General features: G+C 66.6%; 12 protein-coding genes and 1 other RNA gene. 6 read left to right on the top strand and 7 right to left on the bottom strand.

The window, feature by feature from the left end; genetic code table 11:
• Positions 1-71 precede the first annotated feature (71 nt).
• A complete protein-coding gene (locus AC06DU_RS17460; protein ID WP_478202917.1) occupies positions 72-1,343 on the bottom strand; it encodes an efflux RND transporter periplasmic adaptor subunit in 1,272 nt (423 codons plus the stop codon).
• A 204-nt stretch (positions 1,344-1,547) separates the two neighbouring features.
• Between AC06DU_RS17460 and glmS the strand changes: the two genes are divergently transcribed.
• The 4 genes from glmS (at position 1,548) to AC06DU_RS17440 (ending at position 5,740) form a co-directional block, all read left to right on the top strand.
• On the top strand, positions 1,548-3,377 hold the full coding sequence (gene glmS / locus AC06DU_RS17455; RefSeq protein ID WP_478204447.1) for a glutamine--fructose-6-phosphate transaminase (isomerizing): 1,830 nt from the start codon (positions 1,548-1,550) through the stop codon (positions 3,375-3,377).
• Positions 3,378-3,713: 336 nt separating this feature from the next.
• Positions 3,714-4,187 (top strand): hypothetical protein, encoded by a 474-nt coding sequence (locus AC06DU_RS17450; RefSeq protein ID WP_024938393.1) that lies wholly within the window; start codon positions 3,714-3,716, stop codon positions 4,185-4,187.
• Positions 4,188-4,415: 228 nt separating this feature from the next.
• A complete protein-coding gene (locus AC06DU_RS17445; RefSeq protein ID WP_478202916.1) occupies positions 4,416-5,564 on the top strand; it encodes a hypothetical protein in 1,149 nt (382 codons plus the stop codon).
• A 99-nt stretch (positions 5,565-5,663) separates the two neighbouring features.
• Positions 5,664-5,740, top strand: a non-coding RNA gene (locus tag AC06DU_RS17440) — sX9 sRNA.
• A gap of 131 nt (positions 5,741-5,871) precedes the next feature.
• On the opposite strand, the gene gloA is transcribed toward AC06DU_RS17440, so the two are convergent.
• From gloA to AC06DU_RS17420, 4 genes are all read right to left on the bottom strand, one after another.
• Positions 5,872-6,396, bottom strand: a complete 525-nt coding sequence (gene gloA / locus AC06DU_RS17435; RefSeq protein WP_047124892.1) for a lactoylglutathione lyase — start codon at positions 6,394-6,396, stop codon at positions 5,872-5,874.
• 217 nt (positions 6,397-6,613) lie between these two features.
• Positions 6,614-7,678 (bottom strand): copper resistance protein B, encoded by a 1,065-nt coding sequence (locus tag AC06DU_RS17430; RefSeq protein ID WP_478202915.1) that lies wholly within the window; start codon positions 7,676-7,678, stop codon positions 6,614-6,616.
• A gap of 233 nt (positions 7,679-7,911) precedes the next feature.
• Positions 7,912-9,747, bottom strand: a complete 1,836-nt coding sequence (locus AC06DU_RS17425) for a copper resistance system multicopper oxidase (RefSeq protein WP_478204445.1) — start codon at positions 9,745-9,747, stop codon at positions 7,912-7,914.
• 82 nt (positions 9,748-9,829) lie between these two features.
• The gene (locus AC06DU_RS17420; RefSeq protein ID WP_024938388.1) at positions 9,830-10,231 is read right to left on the bottom strand and encodes a CopL family metal-binding regulatory protein; all 402 of its coding nucleotides are present in this window, start codon (positions 10,229-10,231) and stop codon (positions 9,830-9,832) included.
• A 133-nt stretch (positions 10,232-10,364) separates the two neighbouring features.
• Between AC06DU_RS17420 and AC06DU_RS17415 the strand changes: the two genes are divergently transcribed.
• Together AC06DU_RS17415 and AC06DU_RS17410 are read left to right on the top strand one after the other, a co-directional pair.
• Positions 10,365-11,468 carry a PLP-dependent cysteine synthase family protein gene (locus tag AC06DU_RS17415; protein WP_024938387.1) on the top strand — a complete coding sequence of 368 codons (1,104 nt, stop codon included), beginning with the start codon at positions 10,365-10,367 and terminating at the stop codon, positions 11,466-11,468.
• Positions 11,469-11,566: 98 nt separating this feature from the next.
• Complete coding sequence (locus AC06DU_RS17410) at positions 11,567-13,591, top strand: M3 family metallopeptidase (RefSeq protein ID WP_046344441.1); 2,025 nt, start codon at positions 11,567-11,569, stop codon at positions 13,589-13,591.
• A gap of 98 nt (positions 13,592-13,689) precedes the next feature.
• Here the strand turns inward: AC06DU_RS17410 and fabB are convergent, their stop codons facing one another.
• Both fabB and fabA read right to left on the bottom strand, forming a co-directional pair.
• The gene (gene fabB, locus AC06DU_RS17405; protein ID WP_024938384.1) at positions 13,690-14,898 is read right to left on the bottom strand and encodes a beta-ketoacyl-ACP synthase I; all 1,209 of its coding nucleotides are present in this window, start codon (positions 14,896-14,898) and stop codon (positions 13,690-13,692) included.
• Positions 14,898-15,413, bottom strand: coding sequence for a 3-hydroxyacyl-[acyl-carrier-protein] dehydratase FabA (gene fabA / locus AC06DU_RS17400; RefSeq protein WP_039522501.1), 516 nt, complete (start codon positions 15,411-15,413; stop codon positions 14,898-14,900). The genes fabB and fabA overlap by 1 nt, the downstream gene beginning before the upstream one ends.
• Positions 15,414-15,448: the final 35 nt, after the last annotated feature.

Here is a 15,448-nt window from a genome sequence, read left to right as displayed (position 1 = left end):
GAAAGAGATTGAGAGTGGCTGACAAACCGTGGCGAGCAGCCTGACGGCTGCGCAGCAGGTGCTGGTCGCCTTTAGTGAACGGTGACGCGCGGTGCATCCCCGAAGTTGTCTGCACCGGAGACCACCACGCGGTCGCCGACCTGCAGCCCGGACAGCACCTGCACCTCGCCCAGGCTGCTGACACCCATGCGCACCGGACGGCGCACCGCGGTGTTGCCATCCATCACATAGGCGTAGCTGCCGCCGGACTGTTCGACGAACGGGCCGCGCTCGACCTTGAGCACGTTGCGGCGCGTGTCCATCACCACGCGTGCGCTCATGCGTTGGCTCTGGCGCAGGCCCGGCGGCTGCTTGTCGGCAAAGCGGATGCGCGCGGTGACTTCGCCATTGACCACTTCCGGCGACACCGCCGAGATCGCGCCCGGGAACGGTTCGCCGCTGCCGCTGGTGAGCTGCGCCGGCATGCCGATTGCCAGATCGCGCGCAAAACTTTCCGGCACCTTGATCTCCACTTCGAACTTGGACAGGTCCACCACGCCCAGGATCGGCGCGTTCGCCGCGACCTGGGTGTGCTGCACCGCCTGCACCTGGCCGACCTGGCCATCGAACGGCGACAGCAGCGTGAGCGCATCGACCTGGCGCTGCACCTCGGCCACCACCGCGCGCTGGCGGTCGGCGAGCAGGCGCTTGTTGCGCGAATCCAGGTCCGCGCCCTGGCTCTTCAGCGACGCATCCCGCTGGGCGTGCTGCAGATCGATGTCGGTCTTCTTCAAGGTGTCCTGCGCCTTGGCCAGCTCCACCTGCGGCACCGCGCCGCCATCGTAGCCGCGCTGGTAGCGCTCCAGGTCGCGCGCGGCGGCCTGCTTGTCGATCTTGGCCTGGTCAGTGAGCTTGCTGGCCGTGGCGCGAGCCAGGGTGGCATCCAGGGCGGCGCGGCTGGACTCGGCTTCCAGCCCGGCCAGCGTGGCCTGCTCCTGCGCCAGCTTGCTGCGCAGCTCCGGGCTGTCGATACGGGCCAGCTCCTGGCCCTGCTTGACCACGTCGCCGGCCACCACGCTCAGCGTCACCGTGCCGGCCGAGATGGCGTACAGCACGGGGCTGTTGGCGGCGATGACGCGCCCGTCGGCGGCGATGTCGCGCACCAGGTCACCCTGGCTGACCGTGGCGATCCGCACCCGGCTGGCATCGAACGAGCGGCTGCCGGCGCTCCACGCGGTGACCGCCCAACCAATACCGGCCAACAAGGCGACCACCGCGATGCCGGGCCATAGCCAGCGGCGCCAGGGCGCGCTCTGGGTGGGTGTACGGAGAACCTGGTCCTGGGCGGAGGTATCGCGAATCATGGTCGGCTGGCTCGGTGGCGTGACGGTGATAAAGCAGGGTCTGTGCCAACCTCCAAGTCGTTGAATAAAATCGCTTTTAGACGTTCGTGGCCGGTGTCCGCAGTGTCCGCGGACACCGGCGCGGACACGCTGTCCGGGCACGGTCATGCAGCGGACAAGAGCGGACACGCTAAAATGCCCGGCTTCGTCCTCAAGGGTTGTCCTATGTGCGGCATTGTCGGAGCGATCGCCGGGCGCGATGTGGTCCCGGTCCTGATCGAAGGACTCAAGCGCCTTGAGTACCGCGGCTACGATTCCTCCGGCATCGCCGTGCTCGATGGCGCGCAGGTACGCCGCGTGCGCCGCACCGGGCGCGTGGCGGAGATGGCGCAGGCCGCGCAGGCCGAGCAGTTCGGCGCGACGCTGGGCATCGGCCACACCCGCTGGGCCACCCATGGCGGCGTCACCGAGGCCAATGCGCACCCGCACATCAGTGACGGCGTGGCACTGGTGCACAACGGCATCATCGAAAACCACGAACAGCAGCGGGAGAAGCTGCGCGCGCTGGGCTACACCTTCGAGTCGCAGACCGATACCGAAGTGATCGCGCACCTGATCCATCACCATCTGGGCAGCGCAGGCGACCTGTTGACCGCGCTGCAGCGCACCGTCAAGGAGCTCACCGGTGCCTACGCGCTGGCGGTGATGAGCCAGGCCGAACCGGAGCGCTTCGTCTGCGCGCGCATGGGCTGCCCGCTGCTGATCGGCGTGGGCGAGGGCGAGAACTTCGTCGCTTCCGATGTCTCGGCCATCGTGCAGGCCACCCGCCAGGTGATCTTCCTGGAAGAGGGCGACACCGCCGACCTGCGCCGCGATGGCGTGCGCATCTTCGATGGCAACGACGCCCCGGTCGAACGCCCGCTGCATCTGTCGGACGTGTCGCTGGCATCGTTGGAACTGGGCCCGTTCCGCCACTTCATGCAGAAGGAGATCCACGAGCAGCCGCGTGCGCTGGCCGATACCATCGAGGCGGCGATCGACGCCAAGGGCTTCCCTGCGTCATTGTTCGGCGCCAATGCCGAAGCAGTGTTGCGCGACATCGAAGGCGTGCAGATCCTGGCCTGCGGCACCAGCTACTACGCCGGCATGACTGCGCGCTACTGGATCGAAGCCATCGCCGGGCTGCCGTGCAGCGTGGAGATCGCCAGCGAATACCGCTACCGCGCGGCGTACGCCAATCCCAGGCACCTGATCGTCACCATCTCCCAGTCCGGCGAAACGCTGGACACGATGGAGGCGTTGAAATACGCCAAATCGCTGGGGCACCTGCACACCTTGTCGATCTGCAACGTGCCCGAAAGCGCGATTCCGCGCGCCAGCGAACTGGTCTGCTACACACGTGCCGGCGCCGAGATCGGCGTGGCCTCGACAAAGGCGTTCACCACCCAGCTGGCGGTGTTGTTCCAGCTCACCATGGTGCTGGGCAAGTTGCAGGGGCGCATCAGCGAGGCCGAAGAAGCGGAGTATCTGGAGCAGCTGCGCTTCCTGCCGGGCAGCGTGCAGCACGCGCTGAATCTGGAGCCGCAGATCATGGCCTGGGCCGAGCGTTTTTCGGCCAAGGAAAACGCATTGTTTCTCGGCCGCGGCCTGCATTACCCGATCGCGCTGGAAGGCGCGCTCAAGCTCAAGGAAATTTCCTATATCCATGCCGAAGCGTATCCGGCCGGCGAGTTGAAGCACGGCCCGCTGGCCCTGGTGGACGCGGCGATGCCGGTGGTGGTGATCGCGCCGAACGATCGCCTGCTGGAAAAGGTCAAATCCAACATGCAGGAAGTGCGCGCCCGTGGCGGCGAGCTGTTCGTGTTCGCCGATCAGGACAGCCACTTCAGCGAGTCCGAAGGCGTGCACGTGATCCGCACCCCGCGCCACGCCGGCGTGCTGTCGCCGGTGATCCACACCATCCCGGTGCAGTTGCTGGCCTACCACACCGCACTGGCGCGCGGCACGGATGTGGACAAGCCGCGTAACCTGGCCAAGTCGGTGACGGTGGAGTAGCGCGGCCGATCGAGGGGGCTGCGCTCGCCGCGATCAGCGTCGCGGCCGCCGGGTGCGGCATCTCCCTGCATGCGCTGTGGCTCGGTGCGCATGCCCAACGACTGCCCGCCCTGTTTCTTTGTCGCGATTGCCTGCAGCCTGCGGACATCGGTGGCGTTGCTGGGGCCCCGCGTCGGTATCGCACGGTGGCCGCGCAGAGGCGTGTTTCGCAACGTGCCCGGGTCGCTGCCGGTGCCGCAGCAACCCAAGCTTGGCAGACTGCCGCTCCGGCTGCCAACGCGATGGCCCAGGTTATGCATACGCTTCCTGCGAGGGTCCCATCACGCAGGAGGACGTATGCACGAGTCTTTCAAACAGGGCGCGCCAGCGGAATTGTGGCAGGCGTTGGTACGTGAGGCGGGGCAGCGGATTGCACAGCCGCTGGACGAATCGCGCGAGCATTATCTGGTTTTCGTGTTGCTGCGCCTGCAGCGCGATGCGCAGCTGTTTTCGCGCACGCAGGCCCTGGCCTGGTTGCACGCGCACGACCAGATCGGCAGTCTGCGGGCCGATGCATTGCGCGACATCGGAGATCAATGCCTGCTGATTGCAGGCCTGTTTCCCGGGATTGCGCAGCGCCGGCGGCTCAGCGTCGACTACTTCATCGCGTTGGGCCGCGGCGCGTATTTCGAAGTAGCCGACACGCGTTACAGCGATGCGGGTCTGTTCGCGCAGTTGGCCGCCACCTATCGCGAGTTGGTCCGCACGCTTGCGGCGCTGCGCCCGCCGCGCGAGTGGCAGCGCAGTCACGGCGGGCTGCTGCATGCGTAGATAAGCGTCACTTCCGGGGCCGTCCCTACAGCTGTGGGGACCGCCCCGACTGCCAATTGCGCATGATGCGCTCACACTAAGTTCGCAACTGAGCGTTCTAGCCGACTGCGGACCGTTGTCTGATGGACCAAAGCACTGTGCCGTTGATCGCTGTCCGCGCGATCTGACAGTGCCATGTCGCATTGCGTGGGGGACACGCAATGCGACGCTCTCCAGGGGAAGGAATCCATGAAAGCATTAATTGCAGTGGCGATCTCGGCGCTGAGCGGCGCCATAATGGCCAGCGATGTGCCGCCCGGTTATGCGGGCGTGGGCGGCATGACCTTGCAGGACATCGACCCGGCCATCTATGCCTATCACTACGACCATGGCTTCGTTGGCGAAGACGCGATGGGGTGGGATCCGGCGCTGCAGTTCGCCTGGTCGCGCATCGCTGCGGCCAAGGTCTGCGGCCAGCAGCCTGTCGAGCAGGACGCCATCGTTGCCAGGCTGGTCGCGCAGTACGGCCAGGATGCGGCCGTGCATCAAGTCAACGGCATCGCATTTCATGAAGTGCAGATGCGTGCCTCCAGCACGTTCTGTACCGCCACCCGTGGTGCCGAGGCGGTGGCAGTGGTGCCCGCATTTGCCAACGGCGATTTTTCGACGGCAATGACTTACGCCGCGGCTGCAGTTGCCGGCACGCTGTCGGTCGCCGAGACACAGCAACAGCCCTCCGCACAGACGCAGGGCGATGCCGGCACGGTCATTGCGCTGTCGGCGGATTGGGCGTTGCAGCTGCCGTTGCATGCCAGCATGCGCGTGGGGTCCAACGGCCTGCCCAACGGCGACGAAATGTTGCGCGTGGTGCGGCGCGGGCACACCGGGGCAGTGGTGGGCCTGCAGATCGCCACCAGCCTGTTCACACGCGGCGTCGCAGTGTCGGCCTTCGGCAAGGGGCAGCTGAAAGGCGAAAGGATGGAGGGCGTGGGCAATCCCGGCTATCAACTGCAGCGCGATGCGGTCAATGCGCGCCTGAAGAGCTACTTCACCGGACATCCGGCAGCACTGCCGGCAGAACCGTTCCCGCTGCAGGTCCTGATGTCCGACTGGCTGCTCGTCTACCAGAGCCTGGCCAATACCAAGTCGCCCTACGAGTTGCGCTACGCGGTGACGATCGGCGGTGAACGCTCCGGACTGTTGAAGCGCAAGGCGAGTCCGGTCAATCTGGACTGCGCGCCCACACCGCGCACCGCATCGCTCGAGGAGTGGGAGGCAAACGACTACGCGCTGGTCAAGCAGGCCGCACAGGCCTACAGCGAGGAATGCGCCACAAAATTTGCCGAGCAGTTACCGCAGTGGTTCCCGGATAGAGAGGCAGTTGCCACCTCCAACTGAGGTAACGCGTGATGCCGCAGGATGGCGCCTGCATCTAGGAAGAGCTACCAGAACTACTGCGCCGCCGTCAGGCGGGCGCGGCCGGTGCTCGGAATCGGCATGTGCCACTCGTACGTTCCGGTTCTGAGCGCGCCGTCCGCACTCACCTGATGACCGCACGCTAGGTTGCGTTAGCCGCTGGAAGTGCGCTGCGCGCATCCAGCTTTGTGGGCGTTATCTGCCGACATACCCTGCTCGAAAGCGAAGTACCGACAGCGCATGTGCCTGAAACAAGAATGCCCGGTAACCCCGGGCATTTTGTTATGGGTTACGCCAGCGGCGTATTGGAAATGATCTCCACCCAGTAGCCGTCCGGGTCCTTGATGAAGGCCAGGTGCTTCATGCGGCCGTCTTCCAGGCGTTTCTGGTACGGCACGTTGAGGCTGTCGAAACGTGCGCAGGCGGCGTGGATGTCGGGCACCGAGATGCAGATGTGGCCGAAGCCGCGCGGCTCGCTGTTGCCGTCGTGGTAGACCGGGCCGTCCTGGGTTTCGGTGCCGTGGTTGTGGGTGAGTTCGAGCACGCCGGGGATGCCGGCCATCCACAGCCGACGCGCGGCATCGTCGTCGGGGATGGCGGTGTCGTCGGGCAGCAGGGCCAGGAAGTACAGGCTGAACTGCGCATCCGGAAAATCACGTGCGTCCAGCAAGCGGAAGCCCAGCACGCGCGTGTAGAAATCCAGCGAACGCTGCGCATCCTTGACGCGCAGCATGGTGTGGTTGAACACGAAACCGGCAGTGTCGGCAGGTGCGGCGCTGGCGCCGGGGACGTGTTGCAGGTCGGTCAAAGGCATTGCGGTCTCCTCGATGGAATGCGGGGGCAGGTCAGGCTGCACTGGAGGTGGATGTTAGCGGGGCAATGGTTGTTGGCATGTCTGCACCGTGTGCGTCGGCGGTCTGGCGTCGCTCTGTGGTCGATCGTGCGCGACAGCGCGACCTGTCTTGTTCAAGGCCGTGGCATGGGCCTGCACCGAGTCCGAACGGTCAGGCCCATGCGCACAGCGGTTGTCTTCAGAACCAGATGCGCAGGCCGGCAACAAACCGGCTGTCGCGTGCAGGCTCATCGTCGATCACGGCGCGGCGGGCGGTGTCGCCGAAACTGCGGCTGTGCACCCAGCCGATATAGGGCGCGAAGCGGCGGGTGATTTCGTAGCGCAGCCGCAGGCCCACCTCGACCTGCTCCAGCCCGCTGCCAACGCCGCGCCGGTCATCGTCGGTGAGGGCGATATCGGCTTCCACGCGCGGCTGCAGGATCAGCCGGTTGGTGAGCAGCACCTCGTATTCGCCCTCCAGTCGCAGCGCGGCACGGCTGCCGCTGCCGACATAGAGCGTGGCTTCGGTCTCGAATTTGTAGGGCGCCAGGCCCTGCACGCCGAAGGCGGCCCAACGGCGATGCTCACCCGCTCCGATGTCCTGACGTGCGCCGACCAGCAGGTCCCACCACGGCGAGATGGCGTGGCCATAGAATGCCTCCACCGATGCGGCCTGCGTGCGCTCGTCCTGCCGCTCGCCTTCGCTGCGCAACCAGAGCCGGTCGATATCGCCGCCGATCCAGGCGCGCGCTTCCCAGTCCTGGCCACTGCCGCGCGTGGTGTCGAAGGCTTCCAGTCGATCCAGCAACACGTAGTGATTGGTGCCTGGCGCGTGCATCGCATGGTGCTGCAAGGGGGCGAATGCCGCCGCGATCTCCTCGGCAGTGGGCTCGGGGATCGGCGTACGTGGCAGTGCGCCGGTGCCGGGCGATGCCGGCGTTTGCGTCACCGCTTCGGCATGCGGCGCGTGCTCCATGTCGGAGTGATCCATCGCCCCATGCTGTTGCCCGTGCTGCATCGACGCATGATCCATCGATGCATGATCCATTGCATCGTGGTCGCTGTCTGCCTGTGATTGCCGGGTGTGGTCCAGTTGTGGATTTGCAGAGGTCTGGTGTGCGGCGTGCTGGACATCGGCGTGCTGCATGCCTGCGTGGTGCATCGATGTCGGCGCTGCCGAAACGTCGGCCTGTACCAGGCGTTGCGCAGGCGTGCTGTCAGCAGCGTTTGCCGATGCAGTGCTGGAGTGCTGCGCGTGCTGCATCTGCGCATGCTCCATTTGCATCGCCTCTGCGCTCTGCTGCACGGATGGCGGCGATGCCTCCGTTGCGATGGATGTCTGCGGCTGGGCCGCCGTTGCCTGGTCGGCTATCTGCATTGCATGTGCGCCGTCGGCATGCGCGGATGACTCCATCGCCGCATGCTGATGCTCCTGTGCAGTGGCCGATGCGCTCAGCAGCAGTGCGAGCAGCGTCCTGTATTGCGTCCGTAGCGTACTCATGCCTCCACCCGCACTTCGCGCATCATGCCCGCTTCCATGTGGTACAGCAGATGGCAATGGTAGGCCCAGCGGCCCAATGCATCGGCGCGGACGCGATAGCTGCGGCGTGTGCCGGGCGGCATGTCGATGGTGTGCTTGCGCACCTGGAAATTGCCATCGGCGTCTTCCAGATCGCTCCACATGCCGTGCAGATGGATGGGGTGCTGCATCATGGTGTCGTTGACCAGCACGATGCGCAGCCGCTCGCCGTACTGCAGTCGCAAGGGCTCTGCCGAGGCGAAGGCGATGCCGTCGAACGACCAGGCAAATTTTTCCATATGCCCGGTCAGATGCAGTTCGATCTCGCGCCCGGGCTCGCGTCCATCCGGATCCTCGAACAGGCTGTGCAGGTCGGCGTAGCGCAGCACCCGGCGGCCGTTGTCGCGCAGGCCAACCCCGGGATCGTCCAGGCGCGGTGAAGTGGCATTGCTGCGCATGTCGATCAGCGGGTTGCCGTCTTCGCTGGCAGGGTGGTGCGGTGTCTTGCGCTGCGCATCGCCGCTTGCATGCCCGTGCATCTGTGCGGCTGGCATCGGCATGGCCATCGCGTGTGCCGCATGCGGGTCGCTGTGCGGCGTGTCGGCGCCGTGCATGGCGTGACTTGCATGCGCCATGCCATCGCCGTGCCCCATGTCCTGCATGGTGAGGATCGCGCGTGGGTCCAGCGCGGGAATCGGTGCCTGCAGCCCATGCCGCACCGCCAGCGTGCCGCAGGCGAATCCGGTGCGGCCCATGTCCTGCGCAAACAGCGTGAATGCGTCCTGGCCGATGGGCTCGACAAGCACGTCGAAAGTCTCGGCCGCCGCAATGCGCAGCTCGTCCACGCTGACCGGATGCACGTACTGGCCGTCGGCGGCCACCACGGTCATGCGCAGGCCGGGGATGCGGATGTCGAAGTAGGTCATCGACGAGCCGTTGATGAAACGCAGCAGTACCTTTTCGCCTGACCTGAACAGGCCGGTCCAGTTGCCGGCCGGAGCGACGCCGTTGAGCAGGTAGGTGTAGGTGTTGGCGTTGACGTCGGACAGGTCGGTCGGGGTCATGCGCATGCGCCCCCACATGCCGCGGTCGGCCAGCGTTGCGCGCAGGCCGTCGTCGCGCGCATCGCGCAGAAAATCGCCCACCGTGCGCTGCGCGTAATTGTCGTGGCTGGGCATCTGCTTGAGCCGCCGGAACAGCGCGGCCGGGTCCAGGTCGGTCCAGTCCGAGAGCAGCACCACATGCTCGCGATCGTGCCGATACGGCGGCGGTGTCAGCGGATCGATGACGATCGCGCCGTACAGGCCGGCCTGTTCCTGAAACATCGAATGGCTGTGATACCAGTAGGTGCCGGACTGGCGCAGCGCGAAGCGGTAGTGGTACTCCTGGCCCGGCGCGATGCCGTCGAAACTCATCCCCGGCACGCCGTCCATGTTGGCCGGCAGCAACAGGCCGTGCCAGTGCACCGAGGTGGGTTGGTCGGCCAGCGCGTTGCGCACGCGCACGCTGACCGTGTCGCCTTCGCGCCAGCGCAGCGTGGGGGCCGGCAGGCTCTGGTTGACGGTGATGGCGGGGCGGCGGCGCCCGGTGAGGTTGACCGGCATGCGGCCGATCTGCAGCGTCTGGCTGCTGCCGCGCAGGACCGGCGTGCTTACCGGGTTGGACGCACGCGCATCGCTGCGCCACAGGCCGGTGGTGGCGGCAACACCGCCCAGGGCCATGCCCTGAACGAAGCGGCGCCGGCTCAGGCCGCCGTTGGAGGGTGGATCGAAACAATTGGGATCGAAAGACATGACATCTCCGCTGCGGCCCACCGATGAAGGAGGACGCATCGCATCGCTTAGAAACCCCGCGCAGCAAGCGCGCGGGCCCGATGACGGCCAAGGCCGTCAGCGCTCAGGCGATGGGAGGTCGAACCGGTTGCTCGGGCACTGGACTGCCGCGCCCTTCGGCCAGGGTGGCAGGCAGGGTGGCGCGGCCAGGCAGGCCGGCGGGTACCGCAGGCAGGGTCAGCAAGGCGAGGCTGCAGTGCTGCAGGCAGTCGCAGCTGCCCAGCTTGCAGCAGTCGGTTGCGTGCGCGTGCCGGGTTTTATCGGGGGGATGCGCCGCAGCGGGCGGCGGCATGTCGGCATGGCAGGGCATCGCGGCCGGCATCGACGCGTGCGCCATCGACGCGGTCGCAACCGCCCCGGCCGACGCCATCCCCGGCAGCGCCATGCCCACCGACGCCCACGCGCCGGTGGCCGTATTGGCAACCAGGCACAGGCACAGCAGCAGGCGGAGCAGGCAACGCAGCACGGGCAGTCAGGGCGGGCAGTCGGGTGCGACGAGCATAGCACCGGCTCCCAGCTGTCCGCCCGATGACCCGCCGGCCGTGGCCGCGCGCCCGGCAGCGGTAGAATTGACGCTTCCTTCGCCGCACAGTCCTGCCATGTCGCAGCGCCAGTGGGTGGCCGCCGCCATCCAGAAGATCGAGGCCGATTTCAACCGTTCGGCCGACACCCATCTGATTCCGATGGACCTGCCGGGTTTTCCGGGCATCGACCTGTATTTCAAGGACGAGTCCAGCCACCCGACCGGCAGCCTCAAGCACCGGCTGGCGCGCTCGCTGTTCCTGTACGCGCTGACCAACGGCTGGCTGCGGGCCGGGCGGCCGGTGATCGAGGCCTCCAGTGGCTCGACCGCCATCTCCGAGGCCTATTTCGCGCGGCTGCTGGGGGTGCCCTTCATCGCGGTGATGCCGGCTTCGACCTCGCCGGAAAAGATCGCCGCGATTCAATTCCAGGGCGGCCGCTGCCATCTGGTCGAGCGTGCCTGCGATCTGGACAGTGCCTCGCACCAGCTCGCGCGCGAGACCGGCGGTCATTTCATGGACCAGTTCACCTACGCCGAGCGCGCCACCGACTGGCGCGCCAACAACAACATCGCCGAATCGATCTTCAAGCAGTTGGCCGAGGAGCCGCATCCGATTCCCGACTGGATCGTCTGCAGCCCCGGCACCGGCGGCACCAGTGCCACGCTCGGCCGCTATGTGCGCTACCGGCGCCACGCCACCCGCATCCTCTGCGCCGACCCGGAAGTGTCGGTGTTCTTCGACGGCTATTGCCGCGCGGTGGACGGGCAGTGCCCCAAGGAGCTGGCCATCACCGGCGGCTCGCGCATCGAAGGCATCGGCCGCCCGCGGGTGGAGTCCAGCTTCATCGCCAGCTGCGTGGACGTTATGATCAAGGTGCCCGACGCCCTGAGCCTGGCCGCCATGCGCCATGTCAGCGCCACGCTCGGTCGCCGCGTCGGCGGCTCCACCGGCACCAACTTCGTCGGCGTGCTGCAGGCTGCCCAGCGCATGCGCCAGGCCGGCCGCAGCGGCTCCATCGTCACCATCCTGTGCGATGCCGGCGAGCGCTATGCGCACAGCTATTACGACCCGGCCTGGTACGTGGCGCGCGACATCGACGTCACCGACAGCGATGCGGCCATTGCCATCGCCGTCAACGGCGGCGACTTGCCTGCGCTGCCTTGTGCGGCGCTGGAATGACCGCCATATCCGATCAGCTGCTGGCAAAACCGCTGCCTCTGGCAGCGTCTGCCACCCCTCGCCCTGATTCCTGATCCAGTCCACCGCCGGAGCGCCCCATGACCAACCCGCTGCTCGATCTGTCCGGACTGCCGTCCTTCGATGCGATCCGCCCCGAACACGTGGGCCCGGCAATCGATCAACTGCTGGCCGAGGCCGAGGCCGCGGTGAAAGCGGCCGAGCAGGTCAGCCCGGTCAGCTGGGACAGCTTCGTGGTGCCGCTGGACGATGCCACCGAGCGGCTGTGGCGTGCCTGGGGCCAGGTCGGCCATCTGCAGGCGGTGGTCAATACGCCGGAACTGCGCGAGGCCTACAACAGCAATCTGCCCAAGCTCAGCCGCTTCGGCAGTGCGCTGGCGCAGAACCTGGCGCTGTATGCGCAGTACAAGGCGCTGGCCGAAGCGCCGGAAGCGGCGCATTACGACGCCGCGCGGCGCAAGGTGCTGGAAAACGCGCTGCGCGATTTCCGCCTCGGCGGTGCCGAGCTGGATGACGCGTCCAAGGCGCGGTTTGCGCAGGTCCAGGAAGAACTGTCCGCACTGGCCGCCAAGTTTTCGCAGAACGTGCTCGATGCCACCGATGCATGGTCGTACGTGAGCGAGGACGCAACCGAGCTGTCTGGTTTGCCGGCCGAGGTGGTCGCCGCTGCACGCGCGGCCGCGGAAAAGGACGGCGTGCCGGGCTGGAAGCTGACCTTGCAGATGCCGTGCTATCTGCCGGTGCAGACCGATGCGGACAATCGTGAGCTGCGCGCGCGGCTGTATCGCGCCAACGCCGAGCGCGCCTCCGAGTTCGGCGATGCCGCGCTGGACAACAGCGCCAATATCGATCGTATCCTGGCCTTGCGCGCCGAACTGGCGCAGCTGCTCGGCTTTGCCAGTTACGCGGAGTATTCGGTCGCCACCAAGATGGCGCAAAGCCCGGATGAAGTGATGGGCTTCCTGCGCGATCTGGCAGTGCGCGCAAAGCCGTATGCGCAACGCGACCGTGCCGAGCTCGAAGCCTTCGCCCGCGACGAACTTGGCCTGGACGAACTGCAGGCCTGGGATCTGGCCTATGCCTCCGAAAAACTCAAGCAGGCGCGCTATAGCTTCTCCGAGCAGGAGGTGAAGCAGTACTTCACCGAGCCCAAGGTGCTGGCCGGTCTGTTCGATGTGATCCACAGCCTGTATGGCCTGACCGTCAAGCCCGACCGCGCGCCGGTCTGGCATGCGGATGTGCGCTTCTATCGTCTGGAAGATGCGCAGGGCGAGCTGGTCGGCCAGTTCTATCTGGACCTGTACGCGCGCGAAGGCAAGCGTGGCGGCGCGTGGATGGACGATTGCCGCAACCGCCGCGACACCGCCAACGGCGTGCAGACGCCGCTGGTGTATCTGGTGTGCAACTTCGGCCGTGGCAGTGGCGATACGCCGGCCACGTTCCGGCATGGCGAAGTCACCACGCTCTTCCATGAAATGGGCCACGGCCTGCATCAGTTGCTGACGCGCATCGGCGAGTTGGGCGTGGCCGGCATCAACGGCGTGGAATGGGACGCGGTGGAATTGCCGAGCCAGTTCATGGAGAACTTCTGCTGGGAATGGGAGCGCGTGCAGGCGATGACCGCGCACGTGCAGACCGGCGAGCCGCTGCCGCGCAACCTGTTCGACCGGTTACTGGCCGCACGCAATTTCCAGAGCGGCATGTTCACCGTGCGTCAGCTGGAATTTGCGTTGTTCGACATGCAGCTGCACAGCAGCTTCGACCCGACCCAGGACAACGTGCTGCAGCTGATCGAACGGGTGCGCGACGAGGTGGCGGTCAACCGCCCGCCGGCATGGAATCGCTTCCCGCACCAGTTCAGCCACATCTTCGCCGGCGGTTATGCAGCCGGTTACTACAGCTACAAGTGGGCCGAAGTGCTCAGCGCCGATGCCTACGCTGCCTTCGAAGAAGCGCCTGAGCAGGTGGCCGACACCGGCGCGCGCTTCCGCCATGAAGTGCTGTCGCGTGGCGGCAGCCGCAGCGCGGCCGACAACTTCCGCGCCTTCCGTGGGCGTGCGCCGAGCATCGATGCGCTGTTGCGGCACAACGGCATGGCCGGCTGAACCGGGAGTGGGGAATCGGGATTGGGGAGTGGCAAGAGCGATCTCTCCGCACACCGATCCCCAACTCCCAACTCCGCGCGGCGCCCGGCGCCGCGCCCTCACACCCGGCCGAATACCAGCGCTGCGTTGGTGCCGCCGAAGCCGAAGCTGTTGGACATCACCGTGTTCAACGTGGCGTCCTGGGTCTGTCGCAGGATCGGGAAGCCTTCGGCGCGCGGGTCGAGTTCGTCGATATGCGCCGAGCCGGCCATGAAGCCGTCGCGCAGCATCAGCAGGCTGTAGATCGCCTCGTGCACGCTGGCCGCGCCCAAGGAATGGCCGGACAACGCCTTGGTCGAGGACAGCGGCGGGACGTTGTCGCCGAACACCTCGCGCACCGCGCCCAGCTCGGTCACATCGCCCAGCGGCGTGGAGGTGCCGTGCGTGTTGAGGTAGTCGATCGGCTGCGTCAGGCCCTGCATGGCCATGTGCATGCAGCGCACCGCACCTTCGCCGCTGGGCGCCACCATGTCGGCGCCATCGGAGGTCACGCCATAGCCGAGCAGTTCGGCATGGATGCGTGCGCCACGCGCGATGGCGTGATCATAGTCTTCCAGCACCAGCATGCCGCCGCCGCTGCCGATGACAAAGCCGTCGCGCTGCGCATCGTAGGGCCGCGATGCCACGGCGGGGCGATCGTTGAAGCCGGTGGACAGCGCGCCCATCGCATCGAACATCACGCTCATGGTCCAGTGCAGTTCTTCGCCGCCGCCGGCGAACATCACATCCTGCGCGCCGTGCCGGATCAGGTCCGCGGCCGCGCCGATGCAATGCGCCGAGGTCGCACACGCGGCCGACAGCGAATAGCTCAGGCCACGGATCTTGAACGCGGTTGCCAACGAAGCGGAGACCGACGAACACATCGTGCGCGGCACCATGTACGGGCCGACCTTGCGCACGCCACGGTTGCGCAGCAGATCGGCGGTTTCCACCTGCCACTGGCTGGACCCGCCACCGGAGCCGGCAATCAGGCCGGTGCGCAGGTCGCTGACCTGCTCGGCATCCAGTCCGGCATCGGCGATCGCATCGCGCATCGCCAGGTAGGCGTAGGCCGAGGCATCGCCCATGAAGCGTTTGAGCTTGCGGTCGATCAGGCTGTCCAGATCCAGCGCCACCGCACCGCCGACCTGGCTGCGCAGGCCGGCGTCGGCATGATCGGGCAATGCGGTGATGCCCGAGCGGCTCTCGCGCAAGGCGCTGGAGACGGTGTCCAGATCATTGCCCAGGCAGGAAGTGATGCCCATTCCGGTGACGACGACGCGACGCATCAGAAATTCTCCGTTGAAGTGAACATGCCCACGCGCAGATCGTTGGCCGTGTAGATTTCGCGCCCGTCCACCAGCATGCGTGCATCGGACTGGGCCATCACCAGCTTGCGGTTGATCACGCGGCTGATATCGATTTCGTAACTGACCAATTTCGCGCTCGGCAACACCTGGCCGGTGAACTTGACCTCGCCGCAGCCCAGCGCGCGGCCGCGGCCTGCTGCGCCGATCCAGGTGAGGAAGAAGCCGGTCAGCTGCCACATCGCGTCCAGGCCCAGGCAGCCGGGCATCACCGGGTCGTCGATGAAGTGGCAGCCGAAGAACCACAGGTCCGGGCGCACGTCGAGTTCTGCGCGGATCAGGCCCTTGCCATGCGCGCCGCCGCTGTCGTTGATCTCGGTGATGCGGTCGAACATCAGCATCGGGTCGTTGGGCAGGCGGGCACTGTCGGGTCCGAACAATTCCCCGCGCGCGCTGGCCAGCAATTGGTCGCGCGAGTACGCACTTTGACGAGTCATGACGAACGTTTCCTGCAAGAAGCGAAAGGCGAGGC

The organism is Xanthomonas sp. NCPPB 3200, assembly GCF_056393585.1.
This window is presented reverse-complemented; position numbering and strand designations above follow the sequence as displayed.